Origin of the sequence: Pandoraea commovens, assembly GCF_902459615.1 — a bacterium.
GTDB lineage: Bacteria > Pseudomonadota > Gammaproteobacteria > Burkholderiales > Burkholderiaceae > Pandoraea > Pandoraea commovens.
This window is the reverse complement of sequence record NZ_CABPSA010000008.1, coordinates 1-16,253: the sequence shown is the minus strand read 5'-3', so window position 1 is coordinate 16,253 and position 16,253 is coordinate 1. Positions and strand designations below refer to the sequence as shown.

Below are 16,253 nucleotides of genomic sequence, written 5' to 3'. Positions count from 1 at the left end.
GTACATTACAATGCTCAACACATGTCAGCCCCCACGCATTGGCCATTGCCATGTTGACGACGTCCCTGCTCGCGATCACCTCACTGCTCAGCTTCATGATGTTGCTGATCGTGGGTTCCCTGCTACGCTCGCGCGTGGCCGGTGTTCGGGAATGGTCGCTCGCCAATGTCGCCGTTCTCGTCGCGCTACCGCTGTTTGCACTGCGCGGCGTCGTTCCCGATTTCCTGTCGATCCCCGTCGCGAACCTGACGCTGGCGGGCGGCTTGCTGCTCTACTTCGCCGGATGCGCGCGCTTTCTCGGCCAGCGGCCGCACTGGCACGCGCTGGGAGCCTCGCTCGGCATACTCGCGGCGGCAATCCTCTTCTTCTACTACGGTATCGACAATCCGCAGCTACGCGTGGTGATCGTCTCGGCGTATCACGCGATCTGGCTGCTTGCCGTGTCGGTGATGATCCTGCGTCACGTGCCACCGCGCCGTCATCGTTATAACTACTGGCTGACGGCCGCTATGGCAGCCGCGTTTGCCGTGGCACACATCGTGCGGGGCGCGATCTTCGGATGGACGCCCGCGCCCGGTCCGGACGTGTTCGCGCCGACGCTGTTCAACACCATCATGCTGACCATCGGCACCATCGTGATGCCCGCGATGACGATGGGCGCCGTGCTGATGATTCACGATGCGATGCTCGCCACGGCCGAAGAAGCCGCCAACCGCGACTATCTGACGGGCGCGCTATCACGCAAGCACTTCGATCTGCTCGCGCGTCAGGAGATGGTGCGGGCGGTGGCGCGCGGCTGGCCGCTGTCCATCGTCGTCATCGATCTGGATCACTTCAAGTCGATCAACGACACCCACGGCCATGCGGGTGGCGACACGGTGTTGCGCGAGTTCGTGAAGCTGGTGCGCGACAGTCTGCGCGAGGGCGACGTCTTCGGACGGCTCGGCGGCGAGGAGTTCGCGGTGCTCTTGCCGGGCACCGACACACCGGGAGCGATTCGTATTGCGGAGCGGCTTCGCACGCAGGCGAGCCGTCATCTGGTGGCGGGCCCCTTCGGGGTCTGCCATTACACGCTGAGCGGCGGCGTGGCGACTTGGCTCGAACGCGAAAGCCTCGAAGCCCTGTGCATGCGCGCCGACCGGGCGCTTTACGCCGCGAAAATTTCCGGGCGCAATCTCGTGCTATCCGACGTGCTGCCGAGCGACGAGACGGCGTCCGAAGCGGGCTGACGGCGCGGGGTCCGTCGATGCAGCCCCCGCCCCATTCAGGTGCCGCTCAGGCAAGCTCAGGGAAAAACTCACCACGCATACGCGCGACGTAGGCCGTCAGATTCGGATGGTGCTCGATCTCATCGCGCAACGGCATACGGAACGCCGGCGACATCGCGCCTGAGATAAAGGCGAACGCGGTGGCGTCGGCACCACACGGTTTGTCGCCGAAGAAATAGGGCTTGTCGCCCAGCATCTGCGCGGCCGCCAGCGAACCCCGCGCCAATATCCGGCTCGCTTCCTCAGGCTTGTAACGCCCGGTGCCCTGCCCATGTAGCGTGTTGCGGATCTTGCGACGGATCACCGCCTGCGCGACAGGACGCACCGGCCACGGAATCGAACGGAAGAACGACGCCGGTCCGATGGCGAAGTTCTCGTCGTCGCACCAGCGTGCCTGCACGACATACCAGTAGAAGTGATCCTCGAGCGCCTTCTCGAACATCCACGCCGCACCTCGCTGCTCGGGCGTCAGACTCGCGTCGAAGTCGAACCCGTACTTCTGCTCGATGTGCAACCGGATCAGCGTCGAGTCCGCGATGATCTCGCCGTCGTCCTCGATATAGGGCAACTTGCCCTTCGGCGCGCGCCGAAAGCCACCACGGTCGGTGCGGTACGGCACCCCGGCGAGCTTGAGCAGCATCTCCGCCTTGACGACGAACGGACTTGCATCGGGCAGCCCGAATGCCGGGCCGAAGGTGTACAGAGTCAACATCGGAGGCGTGCTCCTGTGCGAGAAGAATGGCGCAGAGTATTACACGACGGAACCGCCGCGACGAGCCTGTCCCCAGCCCTCACTGTCTTCACTGCGTTCACCCTCCGGATACGTGCTGTGCACACTGTGATTTTATACAGTATGATGTCCTCCAATCGAGGAACATCTCATGGAAACCATCGACTGGGATCAACTGGCGCTGAGCGCCGCCGAACGCGACCTTGCGGGCATCGTCCGCGAGATCGCCGCGCGCTATGCGCAGCAACGTCTGACGGCCGTCGTGCCTGGGGACATCCACATCGACACAATATCGCTCGACTGGCGTACGCTGGTCGCGATTGCCGACGAAGCGGAAGCGGATATCGGACTTCAGGCACGTCACGAGCCGTGGGTGCTGGCACGCCTGCTGCGTCTGCCCGGCGACGAAGCTCTGCGCCGCGATGGCGAGTTGCCGTCGCTCGACGCGGCCGTCGATCTGCAATGGCCTGACGCCCCGGCGCCTGCCGTCTTTCGCGCCATCGTAGCCACATTCACCGCGCTCGCGGACGACGAACCGGCGGCAGACGAGGCTGATACCTCGTCGTTCATGGCCGGTGCGTCGGCGCTGATGTCCACGGCCCCCGCCGGTGGTTCGGCGTGTCCGGCCTGAGCGGCGAATAGCACGCACCGGAAACGAGGTCCTGCAAGTGTTCGAGAACGTGGTCGAAGACGCCAATGCCGTGTTCATCCCGCCTGAAGGGATCGATCCGGACGCGCTCGCCCGTTCGCTGCCCGCACCGATGGTCTTCGTCGATCTGGAGACGACCGGGGGCAATGCGCTTGAGGATCGCATCACCGAAATCGGCGTGGTCGAAGTCGGCCCCCACGGCATCGAACAGTGGAGCACGCTACTCGATCCTGCCGAGCCGATCCCGCCCTTCATTCAGAAGCTGACGGGCATCACCAACGAGATGGTGCGCGGGCAGCCCTCGTTCGACACGCTCGCGCAAGGGCTTGCCGAGCGTCTGCACGGCAAGCTGTTCGTCGCCCACAACGCCCGCTTCGATTACGGCTTTCTCAAGAACGAATTCCGCCGCGCAGGTATCGGTTTTCAGGCGGATGTCCTGTGTACGGTGCGTCTGTCGCGCTTGCTGTTTCCGTCGGCCGCACGGCACGGGCTAGACGCGCTGATCGCGCGCTTCGGCCTCGCACCGCAAGGCCGTCACCGCGCTCTGGCCGACGCCGACCTGCTCTGGCAGTTCTGGCAAAAACTCCACACGCTCTATACGCCCGACCTGATCGGACAAGCGGTGCAACGCGTGACGAAGCGGTCGAGCCAGCCGCCGCAATTGCCGGACGAAGCCATCGACGCGCTGCCCGCCAGTCCTGGCGTCTATCTCTTCTATGGCGAAGGCGACACGCTGTTATACGTCGGCAAGAGCGTAGACGTCCGTGCGCGCGTGCGTTCGCACTTCTCCAGCGATCATCAGGTCGCCAAGGATCTGCGCATCTCGCAGGAAATCCGGCGCGTCGAAGTGCGGCGCACGGTCGGAGAACTCGGTGCGCTGTTGCTTGAATCGCAGTTGGTCAAACAGTTGCAACCGGTGCACAACCGGATGCTGCGCCGCTCCGCAAGTCTTTACAGTTGGCAGTTGACGCAGGAAAGCGACACACCGCAGCTCGTGAGCGCAAAGGCGGTGGACTTTTCCGGTGCCGAATCGCTGTACGGCACGTTCTCGTCGCGCAACGGTGCAGAGAGCGCATTGCGTGCGCTGGCCGACGAACATCGTCTGTGCTGTGCACAACTGGGGTTGGAGAAGGTCGCGAAGGGGCGTCCTTGCTTCGGCTATCAGGTCAAACGTTGCGACGGCGTGTGCGTGGGCGACGCGCTGCTGTCAGTCCACACAGCGCGCACGCGCGAAGCTCTCGCGACGCTGCGACTCGAAACGTGGCCCTACGACGGCCCTATCGCCATCGAAGAGCATGGCGACAACAACGTCGAGTACCACGTCATCGACCGGTGGCAGTATCTGGGCAGCGTTGCGTCGCGCGATGCATTGGACGCGCTGGTCGACAACATGCCTGCCGCGACCGGCTTCGACCCCGACATCTACCGCTTGCTGGGTCGACGTCTCGCTGCCTCACGGGATGCAGAATCCACGGCACCCGCCGCATTGACGGTGCTGCACCTCACCCGACCTGCGTTTCGTCTTAGCCACGTCGAGCAACCCGACGCCGCGCCCCAGAAACCGCGAAGTGTGGCGCTTTTGCGTCGCCGTCAGCCGCGTCCTGAAGATCCCGACCAGCTTCGGCTGCCGTTCGACGTCCGGTAGCTCCCCCCACGCGTCGCATACGCGGCATCCTCGCCGGAAGTCCGACGCACCTCTCGTCTTAGGCCATGAGACGAAAAACCCCACGTTCTGCATGCCCAATCGCCTGAAGCGACACGCTGTCGTCTCACCCGGCGAGACGCTTCCCAGGGCCTTCCGGCCCACTCAATTTCTTTTCCCCCTTGCGTCACCTAGGCAAAACCCTCCTTTCCACTTCGGGTCATGAGCATATAAATATTAAGTATTTGCAAGACGCATGCTGTAGGTCGAAGAATACGCAATCCGAATACAACAGGTTGCGGTATCGACGGCCCTGGCGTCGTCGATGACCGGAGATGGGGCGCGTAGGGGTACGCGCCCCGTTCTCGTCCCCACACCGAGCCAGATGGAATTACGCCAACTCGAAGCCTTTGCGGCAGTCATGTCGACCGGCAGCATCACTGCAGCCGGGCGTCTGCTCGGGCGCTCGCAGCCTGCCATCACCCGCATGATTCAGGAGCTCGAAGCCGAGATCGGCTACGCCCTGTTCACGCGCAGCGGCCCCCGCGTCACGCCCACGGAACAAGGCTTTCTCCTGTTTGAAGACGTCGAGCACGTACTCGCCGGTTTGCAGCAGATTCGCGCCCGCGCCGACGAGATCGCGCGCGGCCAGACCCGTCCGTTGCACGTGGCCGCCACCTCGGCGCTGGCCGCCGGGCTGTTGCCCGCCGCGCTCGCGCTGCCCGGCCTCGCCCACGACGCCCAGCAGATTCAGATGCGCAGCACGTCGCCCGAGCAGGTCGTACATGCCGTGCTGACCGGTGCAGCCGATATCGGCGTGACCAGCCTGCCGCTGGAGCATCGCGGCATCGTCGTGCACTGGATCGGCGAATCGGCCTGCGTGGCAGCCGTGCGCAGCGACGACCCGCTGGCCCGTCATGACCGTCTTCCGCTGGCCGAGTGCGCCGGGCGTCGCATCATCACCATGCAGAATCCGTATCGTCTGCGCCGTCGCCTCGATCAGGCGTTCTCACAAGCAGGTGTCGCACCGGCCAGTCTCATTGAGACGAATGCGTCGATCAATGCGATGACCGCCGTGCGCGCTGGGCTCGGCGTGGCCGTTCTCGAACCGGTGACGGCCTACGGTCTGCCGCTGGCCGACGTCGCTGTGCGCCCCATCGACGCCGACATCCCGTTCTTCTTTGGCGTCATCACGCGCGACGCCCGTGCGCCGTCCCCCGCCGCCCTCGCCCTCGTCGATGCGCTGGCCGACGCCGCCCGTGCGCTGTTGCCCGATTTCGTACAACGCGCCGCCACCGAACACGCTCAAGTCTTGCAGTCGCTCTACGGCGACTTGCCCGCTCCCAAGGAAGCTCAGTCGTCATGACCCTGTCCACGACCACCCCGACCTCCGCCACCGGCCTGTCCGCGCTCGAAGCGCGTCTGCGTCAGGATCTTGCCTGGCTCGAATTGCCTGCCAAACGCTGGGTACCCGAGCGCTCGTACAACAGTCAGCCCGTACTCGACGTCGCCATCATCGGCGGCGGCATGGCCGGACTGGCGGCCGCGACATCGCTCACGCACCTCGGCGTGGGTGCCGTGATCTTCGATCAGTCGCCGCGCGGCTTCGAAGGTCCGTGGGCCACGACCGCGCGCATGGAAACCCTGCGCTCGCCCAAGCAGCTCACCGGCCCGGCGCTCGGCTTGCCCGCGCTCACCTTCCGCGCATGGTTCGAAGCGCAGTTCGGCATCGACGCCTGGGACGCTCTCGACAAAATCCCGCGTCTGCAATGGATGGACTATCTGCGCTGGTACCGCGACGTACTCGCCATCGACGTGCGTAACGACCATCGCATTACCGCCATCACGCCGCGTGGTGAAGACGGTCTGGTCGAGCTGTCGGTGACGTCACCCGAAGGCGATCGCAAGGTCTACGCGCGTCACGTGGTGCTCGCCACGGGACGCGATGGCCTCGGTGGCCCGACCGTCCCCGCGTTCGCACGCGAATTGCCGCGCCGCTTCTACGCGCATTCGTCCGACGTGATGGATTACGCAGCGTTGCGCGGCAAGCGCGTCGGCGTGATCGGTGCCGGGGCCTCGGCCATGGACAGCGCCGCCACCGCGCTCGAAGCGGGTGCCGCCAGCGTCGACATGCTGATTCGCCGTGCGGACATTCCGCGCGTCAACAAGGGCAAGGGCGCAGGCAATCCCGGCCTCACGCACGGACACGTCAATCTGCCGGACGACTGGAAGTGGCGCATCCGTCACTACGTCAACGTGCAGCAGGTGCCGCCGCCGCGCGGCAGCACCTTGCGCGTCTCGCGTCACGACAACGCACGCTTCAACCTCGGTGCACCGATTCTCGACGTCACCCCGGTGGGCGACGAACTGCACGTACGCACGGCCAAGGGCACGTTCGTGCTTGACTTCCTCGTCTTCGCTACAGGGTTCCGCATCGATATCGACAGTCGCCCCGAGTTCGCCGCCTTCTCGAAGTTCGTGCGCAAGTGGAGCGACCGCTACACGCCCGCAGCGGGTGATGAAGACGTCGAACTGTCGGATTCACCGGACCTCGGCCCGACGTTCGAGTTTCAGGAGAAGACGCCGGGCACGTGCCCGGGTCTGGAGCGCATCCATTGTTTCTGCGCACCGGCGACGCTCTCGCACGGCGCGCTGTCAGGCGACATCCCGGCCGTGAGCGAAGGCGCGAAGCGTCTCGCACAAGGACTGGCGGGCACGTTCTATCGCGAGGACGTCGAGCACCACTACGCCAACATGGAGGCGTATGAGGAGCCCGAAGTCTACGGCGACGAATGGACGCCTGCGCCGCCGCCGGCGGCAGTGATTGATACGGCTACCGCGTCTGCCGACAAGGAGCGTCTCGCATCATGACCGCATGGATTCTGCGCCGCGTATTGCAAGCGGTGTTAGTGGTGTGGCTGATGACGCTGATCGTGTTCGTCGGTCTGCACGCAATCGGCAATCCGATCGACATCCTGATCGGTCAGGACGTCGACCAGATCGACCGCGCCCGCATCATCGCGCAGCTCGGCCTCGACCAGCCGTTGTGGCGTCAGTACCTGTCGTTCATCGCCGGTGCGCTGCACGGCGAGTTGGGTAATAGCTACGTCTACAACGTCCCGGCTATCCAACTGATTCTGCAACGCCTGCCCGCAACGCTCGAACTCGCGTTCGCCGCCCTCATCCTCGCGGTGTTCATCGGCATTCCGCTGGGCCTGTTCGCCGGTCTCTACCCGCGCAACCCGATCTCGAAACTGCTGATGACGGGCAGCATCGTGGGCTTCTCGCTGCCGACGTTCTGGGTCGGCCTGATGCTCATCATGTTCTTCTCCGTGCATCTGGGCGTGTTGCCTGCGAGCGGTCGCGGCGAGACGGCGCGCCTGTTCGGCGTGGAATGGTCGTTCCTCACCGTCGACGGGCTTCGTCACCTGATCCTGCCTGCGCTCAATCTGGCGCTGTTCAAAATTTCGCTGGTGTTGCGTCTGACGCGCGCCGGCGTGTCCGAAGTGCTGCCGCAGGACTACGTGAAATTCGCGCGTGCCAAGGGCTTGTCGCCGCTGCGTGTCGTGCTCGTGCACGTGCTGCGTAATACGCTGATTCCGCTGGTGACGGTGCTGGGTCTCGAATTCGGTTCGACCATCGCCTTCGCCGTCGTGACGGAAAGCGTGTTCGCATGGCCCGGCGCGGGCAAGCTCATTCTCGACAGCATCAACGCGCTCGACCGCCCTGTGATCGTGGCGTATCTCATCGTCGTGGTGTGCCTGTTCGTATCGCTCAACCTGATCGTGGACGTGCTCTACAAGTGGCTCGATCCGCGTGTGCGCGTGGAGGCCGCTGCCTGATGTCGCTGACCCCATCCCCCAATAACGCGCCAACGCCAGCGCTCACAGTCGAGCCGGTGCCGGTGCGTCGCGAATCGCCTTGGCAGCAAGGGCTGCGCGAGCTGCTGCGCTCAAAGAGCGCTGTACTCGGTCTCGTCGTGCTTGTGGTACTGATCGTCGCCGCGCTGACCGCCCCGTGGATCTCCCCGCAGAATCCGTATGATCTGGGGCAGCTCAACGTGCTGGACAACCGTCTGCCGCCGGGCTCGGAAAATGTCGACGCGCACTACACCTACTGGCTCGGCACCGACGGTCAGGGACGCGACCTGCTCTCCGGCATCATCTACGGGCTGCGTATCAGCCTGGGCGTAGGCATCGGCTCGGCACTCGTCGCCGGGATTCTCGGCACGATCCTCGGTCTGGTCGCCGCCTATGCAGGCGGTCGCGTGGACGCGTTCATCATGCGTCTGGTCGACCTGCTGCTGTCGTTCCCGTCGATTCTCGTCGCACTGATGATCCTCGCGTACGTGGGCAAGGGCATCGGTAATGTGGTGCTCACACTCGTCGTCCTCGAATGGGCCTACTTCGCGCGAACTGCGCGCGGGCAGGCGTTGGTCGAGTCACGTCGCGAGTATGTCGAAGCCGCGCGTTGCCAGGCGATTCCGAACTGGCGCATCGTGCTCGGGCACATCCTGCCGAACTGCCTGCCGCCGCTGATCGTCGTCGGCTCGTTGCAAGTCGCGCGCGCCATCACGCTCGAAGCCACGCTGTCGTTCCTCGGACTCGGTGTGCCGGTGACGGAGCCGTCGCTCGGCCTGCTCATCGCCAACGGCTATCAGACGATGCTCTCCGGCGACTACTGGATCAGCTTGTATCCGGGGCTGGCGTTGCTGATCACCGTCGTCGCCATCAATCTCGTGGGCGACCGCCTGCGCGACGTGTTCAATCCAAGGTTGCAGAAATGAGCGGCGCAGTGACTTCCTCCCCCTCGTCCACCAGCGCACCGCTCACGCTGGAAGTGCGCAACCTGCGCACGCAATTCATCACGCGCGCCGGTACGCTTCCCGCCGTGGACGACGTCTCGTTCTCGCTGCCGCCGGGTCACATCATGGGGCTCGTCGGCGAGTCCGGCTCGGGCAAGTCGGTGACCGGCTTCTCGATCATGGGACTGGTCGATGCACCGGGCCGCATCGTCGGCGGCGAAGTGCTATTCCAGGGGCGTGACCTCACGAAGATGTCGGCCGCCGAATTGCGTCACCTGCAAGGCAATCGCATCGCGATGATCTTTCAGGACCCGATGATGACGCTCAACCCCGTGCTGCGCGTCGACGTGCAGATGATCGAGGCGGTGCGCGCGCATCAGAAGATGTCTAAATCGCAGGCGCGCGATCTCGCACGCGACACGCTCGGCATGATGGGCATTCCCAGCCCGGACGAGCGTCTGCGCGCGTATCCGCATCAACTCTCGGGCGGCATGCGCCAACGTGTGGCGATTGCCATCGCCATGCTGCACCGTCCGGATCTGATCATTGCGGACGAACCGACCACGGCGCTCGACGTCACGATTCAGGCGCAGATCCTCTCCGAAGTGCAGAAGCTGGCGCGTCAGAACGGCACCGCTCTCATCTGGATTACACACGATCTGTCGGTCGTAGCAGGTCTGGCCGATACGCTCGCCGTGATGTACGCGGGACGCATCGTCGAACAGGGCGCGGTCGACGCGGTCCTCGACGCACCTCAACACCCGTACACCGCAGGCCTCATCGGCAGCTTGCCGAGTCTGAACAAGCGTGGTCAGCGTCTGCGGCAGATCCCCGGCATGACGCCGAACCTGATGAACATGCCAGCGGGATGCGCCTTCGCGTCGCGCTGCGCCTACGCCACGGCGGTCTGTGGCGAGCGTCCCGAGATGACGCAGACGTCGCCGGGTCGCCTCGTGCGTTGCTTCCACCCGGGCGCTGCGCTGCAAAAGGAGATGGTATGAACACGCCGCTGCCGCAAAGTCAGCCGGCCACCGCCGGTTTCGGCAAATCGGTCAGTCCCAGCGCCACCCTGCCTGCGCCTATCGTGGCGCTGCGCGGAGTAAGCAAGCGTTTCGGTGAGCGTCACGTCGGCCCTGCCGGACGCCTGCTGGAGCGCGCCGGTCTCGCGCATCCGCCTGCCGTCGTGCGTGCGGTCGATAACGTCGATCTCATCGTCAAGCCCGGTGAAGTGGTCGGCCTCGTGGGCGAGTCGGGCTGCGGCAAATCCACGCTCGGACGCATGCTCGCGGGCTTGCTCAAGCCGTCTTCGGGCGAAGTGCAGATTCACGGACGGCCCGCCGAAGCATTGTCGGCGGACGAGCAACGCGATGCGCGTCTGAAGATTCAGATGATCTTTCAGGATCCGTACGCGAGCCTGAACCCGCGACTGCGCATCGACCGCATCGTCGGCGAAGGCGCGCTCGTGCATGGGCTGACGGATCGCGCCGGGTTCGACGATTACGTGAGCGCGCAGCTGCAACGCGCCGGTCTCGATCCTGCGCTGCGTCATCGTTATCCACACCAGTTCAGCGGCGGACAGCGTCAGCGTATCGGCATCGCCCGTGCGTTGGCGGTGAATCCCGATCTGCTCGTGTGCGACGAAGCAGTCGCCGCGCTCGACGTCTCGATTCAGGCGCAGATTCTGAATCTGTTCATGGACCTGCGCGAGCAACTGCGTCTTACGTACGTGTTCATCAGCCATGACCTCGGCGTGGTTGAGCATCTCTCGGATCGCGTGGTGATCATGTACCTCGGACGCATCGTCGAGAGCGCGCCGGTCGAAGAAGTCTTCCGCCGCCCGAACCATCCGTACACGCAGGCGCTGCTCGCCGAGATTCCGCGCATCGATGTGCGCCACAAGACGTTCTCCGCGATTCGCGGCGAAATCCCGAGCCCGATTGCGCCGCCGAGCGGCTGTCACTTTCATCCGCGATGTCCGCACGCCATGCCGCGTTGCCGCACGGAAGTGCCGACGCTGCGCGGGGTGGCCATCAATCACGTCAGTGCGTGTCATCTGAACGACAACTGACCCGCAGATCACCGACAGATCACCGAAAGCTCTCTTTAACGAATCACCAACGACCAGGATCGATTGATAATGAAACGCTTCTTGTTGTCCTCTCTGGCGGCTGCCCTGCTCGTGACGAGCGCAGCGGCCTCCGCGCAAAGCAATTCGACGCTGCGTATCGCCTTTGCCGACCCGCTCTCGTCGCTCGACCCGCAGTTGAACAACCACGCGGGTGACCGCTCGGTGGATCTGCATTTCTGGGATCTGCTCGTCGAGAACAAGTGGAACAAGCTCCAGCCGGGCCTCGCCGTGTCGTGGAAAGCGCTCGACTCGAAGACGTGGGAGTTCAAGCTGCGTCCGAACGTGAAGTGGCACGACGGTCAGCCGTTCACGGCCGCCGACGTCATCTACTCGTACCAACGCGCCCGTAACGTGCCGGGCAGCGTGGCGACCTTCGCGGGCTACCTGCGCACCATCGACACGATGAGCGCACCGGACCCGCTCACGCTGGTCGTCAAGACCAAGATCCCGAACCCGGACCTGCCGCTCAATCTCGCGTCGGTGCACATCGTCAGCAAGCACGTGGGCGAGAAGTCGAACACCGACGACTACAACGCAGGACGCGCCATGGTCGGCACCGGCCCGTTCAAATACGTCTCGTACACGCCGGGCGACCGCGTGGAGATGGTGCGCAACGACAACTACTGGGCCGGTAAGTCGGAGTGGGAGAAGGTCGACTATCGCTACATCAACAATGGTGCGGCACGTACTGCCGCACTGCTGGCCGGTGACGTCGACGTGATAGACAAGGTCTCGGCGTCGGACATTCCGCGCCTGAAGAAAGCGCCGAACGTGACGGTGTACCCGTATCCGGGTCTGCGCGTAATGCTGCTGCAACCGTCGTTCCGTGAAGGTACCAACCAGTACATCACCGATAACGCTGGCAAGCCGCTCGCGAAGAACCCGTTGCTCGATGTGCGTGTGCGTCGCGCGCTGTCGCTCGCCATCAGCCGCGAAGCGATCGTCTCGCGCATCATGCAAGGCACGGCCAGCGTGGCCAACCAGTGGATGCCGAAGGACACCTTCGGCTACAACCCGGACGTGAAGGACATTCCGTTCGATGCCGCGCAAGCCAAGAAGCTGCTGGCCGAAGCGGGTTTCCCGGAGGGATTCAAGCTGACCATGCACGTGCCGAACGACCGCTACCCGCAAGGGCCGGAGACGGCGCAGGCCGTGGCGCAGTTCTGGACGCGTATCGGCGTGAAGACGCAAGTGGAAGTGGTGCCCTGGGCCGTGTATTCGAGCCGTGCGAACAAGAACGAGTACGCCATGACGATGCTGGCATGGGGTAACGGCACGGGCGAAGCGAGCTACGCGCTCGTGAACGTGCTGGCGACGGTCGACGCAAAGAAGGGTCTGGGCGCTTCGAACTGGGGTCACTACAGCAACCCGGCCATCGACAAGGCGCTCGACGCCTCGACGGCCGAGTTCGACGAAGGCAAGCGTGAAGCGATCCTGCGTCAGTCGGTGAAGGTCGAGACGGACGACGTCGGCACGATCCCGCTGTACCACTACCAGAACATCTGGGCTGCCCGTAAGGGCCTGAAGGTCACGCCGTTCACGAGCGATCGCACCGTCGCGATGCAAGTGACCAAGGCCGCGAAGTAAGGCGTCGACGCGTTATGACGTCATCGATGACCTCATCTCTCATGCTGACGGCGACGCCCGCTGACGCGCTGATCGACGTGCCGCGTCACCTGGTGGTGCGCGGCGCGACGCCCGGCGCTCAGGTCACGCTTACCGCCCGCACCGCGCGGGCGGGCGGCGTGGTGTGGCATGCGCAGGCAACGTTCGTGGCCGATGCCGACGGCACGGTCGACGTATCGCGCAATGCCCCCGTCAGCGGCAGCTATCAGGGCGTGTCCGCGATGGGCCTTGTCTGGTCGCAAGTGCCGGAAGACGGCAAGAGTCGCGACGTCTTTCCGCAACCTGTCATCGCACCGCTGGTGACGACGGTGGTTGCGCAGGAAGTCGACGTCGATGGCGCGGCGTCGATGGGCTCTACGCACGCGACGTCGGCCTCGGGCGAGGCAGCGCAACATGCGGACGGATCTCCCCCGGCATCGGCTGCCTCCACTGCCGACGCACAATCCGCGCAGGCGCAAACCTCACGGCACTCGTCGGTATCGTTCACGCAACGGCTCGCCGCCGAAGGCGTGACGCGACGCGATGTGCGCGAGGACGGACTCGTCGGCACGCTGTATCTGCCGCCGGGTGATGGGCCGCATCCTGCCGTCATGATCCTCAACGGGTCCGGTGGCGGGATCAACGAGCCGCGCGCTGCGTTGTATGCGTCGCATGGTTATGCGGCATTCGCCCTCGGTTACTTCAAGGGACCGGGGCTGCCCGACTACATCTCCAATACGCCGCTCGAATACTTCAAGCAGGGTATGGACTGGTTGCGCCGGACGGTGCGCCCGGCCCATGACTTCGTCGCCCTCTCGGGGCAATCGCGGGGTGGCGAGCTGGTGCTATTGCTCGGTGCGACGTTCCCCGAAGCGGTTTCGGCTGTTATCGGTTATGTGCCGAGCGCACTGATCCACAGTGCGCAGAACGCTTGCGATCCGGCCATCGGTCGCGAAGGTCCGACCTGGCTGCTCGACGGCAAGCCGTTGCCGCACATCTGGGAAAACAACCGGACGGCGTCGTGGGCGCCCTTCGACGAAGGCCCGCCGCCCCATCGTCACGCCAGGGCCATGCTGACCGCGCTTGACGATGCGAATGCCGTCGAGCGGGCGCGCATCCCCGTCGAGAAGATTCTCGGACCGGTGATGTTGCTGTCGGCAGAGGACGATGGCTCGTGGCCGTCGAGTCTCTATTCGCGGATGGTGACGGAGCGGCTCGCAGCGCATGCGCATCCGCATGTCGTCAAGCATCTCGATTTCGACCGGGCGGGGCACGCCATCGTGTTCCCGTTCGTACCGACCACGCAGCTCGTGTACGCCCATCCCGTCTCAGGCAAGATCAGCACCGGCGGTGGCGAGCCGGACGCCAATGCGATCGCCGACGAGCGTTCGTGGGCCGCGGTGCAAGCGTTCCTCGCGCAGGCTGTGGCCGAGCGCGCTCATTCACAAGGACAATCATGACCGTCAACACTCAATACGACATCGCTAACGATCTCGTCGACCGCGTCGCGGGTCTGACACAGGGGACGGCTACGCATACGCTGCGTCATGCGCGCGACAAGGTGGCCGTCGCCACGCAGGGTAGCTACGACGGGCTGTTCGATCCGGCGCTCGAAGGCATCTCGCTTGTGGAGCGCTTGCTCGTCGGACTGTACGCGAGCCGCTTGACGCCCTCGCCTGCGCTCGCGGCACACTATCGCGCCGAGTTGAGCAAGCATGATGTCGATGCGGCGCAGTTGAAGGCCGCAGAGTCGGGATCGCCGGATGATGTGGCGGAAGCACGTCTGCGTGCGATTCTGACGTTCACACGTACGCTGATCGAGAACCCGGTAGCGGGGGATAAGGAAGCCCTTCACAAGCTGCCGGCGGCGGGATTGACGACACCGGCCGTCGTTGCGCTGGCGCAGCTGATTGCGTTCCTGTCGTATCAGACGCGTCTGGTTGCAGGACTGCAAGCACTCAAACAACTGGCTCCGCAGGAGGTGACGGCATGAGCGAGATCATCCGTTCGCATGGATTTACCAACGAGTCGCTGGACTGGGACGCATGGCTCGACGTGGTCGAACTCGATAAGGCGACGCCAGAGCAGGTAGCCGTGCTGGAAGAGAGTCATCCGAAGGCTAAGACGTCGGATTATTACCTCTTCCTCGTGCATCAACCCGAGATCCTTCGTCAACGTTCTTCGGCGTTTAACGCCATCATGTACGCGCCGGGCGGTATGCCGCGCGCTGAGCGCGAGCTGTCAACGACGGTCGTCTCGCGTATCAATGGATGCGTCTATTGCGCATCGGTGCATGCGCAGCGATTCGAGCAGCTGGCGAAACGTAACGACGTCATCCGTGAAGTGTTCGACGAACCGCGCACTGCGGGGACGACGGATCGCGAAAAGGCGATTGCGCAGTTCTCGATCGCGCTGACAGAGACGCCTGGCGATGTACGTCCGGCCCAATTGCAGGCATTGCGCGACGTCGGCCTGACCGATGCCGAGATTCTCGACCTGATCCACTCCATCGCCATCTTCGCGTGGGCCAACCGTCTGATGCTGAATTTGGGCGAACCGGTGTTCCCGGAGACGGGAGCGGCGGTTTAAGACGCTGGTACGTTAGTTCTTCGTCGAAATAAAAAACGCGCTGCCCAATGGGTAGCGCGTTTTGTTTTGGGCGAAAGGGTGTCGCTCGTGGGTGTACGCTTAGTCGTTTGTATCAACGGGTACTTAAGCGATGGCACGCACACAGTTCAACATCAAAAGGATCGCCTCGGAAGACGTGACGTCTTGGCGTTCGCTGAGGGAAAAGCTATGGCCTCAAGCGACTGCTGAGGAGCATGAGCAGGAAACGAAGGGCATTTTGTCGCAGCCGGAACGACATCTAGTGCTCATCGCCGAATCAGCGGCGGGAGACGCCGTCGGATTCGCCGAGGCATCGATACGGCACGACTACGTCAATGGTTGCGACACATCCCCTGTCGTTTTCCTTGAGGGTATCTATGTCGTTCCTTCTGCACGCCGTAAGGATGTGGCAAGAGTCTTGTGCGCATCGACCGAGCAATGGGGCCTGTCACACGGATGTGCGGAGTTCGCGTCCGATGCGGACATCAACAATACCGACGCCCATACGATCCACCAAGCACTCGGGTTCACAGAAATGGAACGGGTCGTGGTCTACAAGAAACGTTGCCAACCCAATTGACCGACTTACGGGGAACTGCGTCGATTATTAATAGAGAATAGGCCGCTATCCTCGTCCTCTTGCGCGACTATCTCAGCGCGGTTTAGGTGGACGCCCCGTCGAATTCGGCGCACGAGCAGCCAATGAAAGACGTCAACGCAAAGCAAAAACCCCTTGCTACTGCTGTAGCAAGGGGTTTTTAAGGGGAGCCTGACGATTACCTACTTTCACACGGGTATCCGCACTATCATCGGCGTGGAG

At 63.9% G+C, this 16,253-nt stretch carries 13 protein-coding genes and 1 pseudogene; 13 read left to right on the top strand and 1 reads right to left on the bottom strand.

Annotated features, from left to right (window positions below; translation table 11 throughout):
- Window positions 1-50 precede the first annotated feature (50 nt).
- Window positions 51-1,229, top strand: a complete 1,179-nt coding sequence (locus tag PCO31010_RS20415) for a GGDEF domain-containing protein (RefSeq protein WP_150665898.1) — start codon at window positions 51-53, stop codon at window positions 1,227-1,229.
- Window positions 1,230-1,275: 46 nt separating this feature from the next.
- On the opposite strand, the gene PCO31010_RS20410 is transcribed toward PCO31010_RS20415, so the two are convergent.
- Window positions 1,276-1,980 carry a glutathione S-transferase C-terminal domain-containing protein gene (locus PCO31010_RS20410; RefSeq protein ID WP_150665897.1) on the bottom strand — a complete coding sequence of 235 codons (705 nt, stop codon included), beginning with the start codon at window positions 1,978-1,980 and terminating at the stop codon, window positions 1,276-1,278.
- Between the two features lie 169 nt (window positions 1,981-2,149).
- Here PCO31010_RS20410 and PCO31010_RS20405 point away from each other — a divergent pair, with 169 nt between their 5' ends.
- From PCO31010_RS20405 to aac(6'), 12 genes and pseudogenes are all read left to right on the top strand, one after another.
- On the top strand, window positions 2,150-2,629 hold the full coding sequence (locus PCO31010_RS20405; protein ID WP_150665896.1) for a DUF2471 family protein: 480 nt from the start codon (window positions 2,150-2,152) through the stop codon (window positions 2,627-2,629).
- A 37-nt stretch (window positions 2,630-2,666) separates the two neighbouring features.
- Entirely contained in the window at window positions 2,667-4,292 is a 1,626-nt protein-coding gene (locus PCO31010_RS20400) for an exonuclease domain-containing protein (protein WP_246184704.1), read from the top strand.
- Window positions 4,293-4,674: 382 nt separating this feature from the next.
- Window positions 4,675-5,655: a LysR family transcriptional regulator gene (locus tag PCO31010_RS20395; protein ID WP_150665895.1), complete on the top strand. Its 981-nt coding sequence runs from the start codon at window positions 4,675-4,677 to the stop codon at window positions 5,653-5,655.
- Window positions 5,652-7,160, top strand: a complete 1,509-nt coding sequence (locus tag PCO31010_RS20390; RefSeq protein WP_150665894.1) for a flavin-containing monooxygenase — start codon at window positions 5,652-5,654, stop codon at window positions 7,158-7,160. The genes PCO31010_RS20395 and PCO31010_RS20390 overlap by 4 nt, the downstream gene beginning before the upstream one ends.
- Window positions 7,157-8,131 (top strand): ABC transporter permease, encoded by a 975-nt coding sequence (locus tag PCO31010_RS20385; RefSeq protein WP_039396445.1) that lies wholly within the window; start codon window positions 7,157-7,159, stop codon window positions 8,129-8,131. Before PCO31010_RS20390 ends, PCO31010_RS20385 begins: the two co-directional genes overlap by 4 nt.
- Window positions 8,131-9,075, top strand: coding sequence for an ABC transporter permease (locus PCO31010_RS20380; RefSeq protein ID WP_150665893.1), 945 nt, complete (start codon window positions 8,131-8,133; stop codon window positions 9,073-9,075). Before PCO31010_RS20385 ends, PCO31010_RS20380 begins: the two co-directional genes overlap by 1 nt.
- Before the next feature lie 8 nt (window positions 9,076-9,083).
- Complete coding sequence (locus PCO31010_RS20375) at window positions 9,084-10,094, top strand: ABC transporter ATP-binding protein (protein ID WP_246184703.1); 1,011 nt, start codon at window positions 9,084-9,086, stop codon at window positions 10,092-10,094.
- A 68-nt stretch (window positions 10,095-10,162) separates the two neighbouring features.
- Window positions 10,163-11,161 (top strand): ABC transporter ATP-binding protein, encoded by a 999-nt coding sequence (locus tag PCO31010_RS20370; protein WP_150577305.1) that lies wholly within the window; start codon window positions 10,163-10,165, stop codon window positions 11,159-11,161.
- 69 nt (window positions 11,162-11,230) lie between these two features.
- Complete coding sequence (locus PCO31010_RS20365; protein ID WP_150665891.1) at window positions 11,231-12,808, top strand: ABC transporter substrate-binding protein; 1,578 nt, start codon at window positions 11,231-11,233, stop codon at window positions 12,806-12,808.
- A gap of 14 nt (window positions 12,809-12,822) precedes the next feature.
- Window positions 12,823-14,819, top strand: a pseudogene (locus tag PCO31010_RS20360) (acyl-CoA thioester hydrolase/BAAT C-terminal domain-containing protein).
- The gene (locus tag PCO31010_RS20350) at window positions 14,816-15,415 is read left to right on the top strand and encodes a peroxidase-related enzyme (RefSeq protein WP_150665889.1); all 600 of its coding nucleotides are present in this window, start codon (window positions 14,816-14,818) and stop codon (window positions 15,413-15,415) included. Before PCO31010_RS20360 ends, PCO31010_RS20350 begins: the two are co-directional and overlap by 4 nt.
- Before the next feature lie 130 nt (window positions 15,416-15,545).
- The gene (gene aac(6') / locus PCO31010_RS20345) at window positions 15,546-16,013 is read left to right on the top strand and encodes an aminoglycoside 6'-N-acetyltransferase (protein WP_150665888.1); all 468 of its coding nucleotides are present in this window, start codon (window positions 15,546-15,548) and stop codon (window positions 16,011-16,013) included.
- The last annotated feature ends 240 nt before the right edge of the window (window positions 16,014-16,253 follow it).

What these genes read in the sequence shown, in the direction of transcription:
- PCO31010_RS20415 (WP_150665898.1), top strand. Translation starts at nt 51, where the DNA reads ATGTTGACGACGTCCCTGCTCGCGATCACCTCACTGCTCAGCTTCATG.
- PCO31010_RS20410 (WP_150665897.1), bottom strand. Translation starts at nt 1,980, where the DNA reads ATGTTGACTCTGTACACCTTCGGCCCGGCATTCGGGCTGCCCGATGCA.
- PCO31010_RS20405 (WP_150665896.1), top strand. Translation starts at nt 2,150, where the DNA reads ATGGAAACCATCGACTGGGATCAACTGGCGCTGAGCGCCGCCGAACGC.
- PCO31010_RS20395 (WP_150665895.1), top strand. Translation starts at nt 4,675, where the DNA reads ATGGAATTACGCCAACTCGAAGCCTTTGCGGCAGTCATGTCGACCGGC.
- PCO31010_RS20390 (WP_150665894.1), top strand. Translation starts at nt 5,652, where the DNA reads ATGACCCTGTCCACGACCACCCCGACCTCCGCCACCGGCCTGTCCGCG.
- PCO31010_RS20385 (WP_039396445.1), top strand. Translation starts at nt 7,157, where the DNA reads ATGACCGCATGGATTCTGCGCCGCGTATTGCAAGCGGTGTTAGTGGTG.
- PCO31010_RS20380 (WP_150665893.1), top strand. Translation starts at nt 8,131, where the DNA reads ATGTCGCTGACCCCATCCCCCAATAACGCGCCAACGCCAGCGCTCACA.
- PCO31010_RS20365 (WP_150665891.1), top strand. Translation starts at nt 11,231, where the DNA reads ATGAAACGCTTCTTGTTGTCCTCTCTGGCGGCTGCCCTGCTCGTGACG.
- PCO31010_RS20350 (WP_150665889.1), top strand. Translation starts at nt 14,816, where the DNA reads ATGAGCGAGATCATCCGTTCGCATGGATTTACCAACGAGTCGCTGGAC.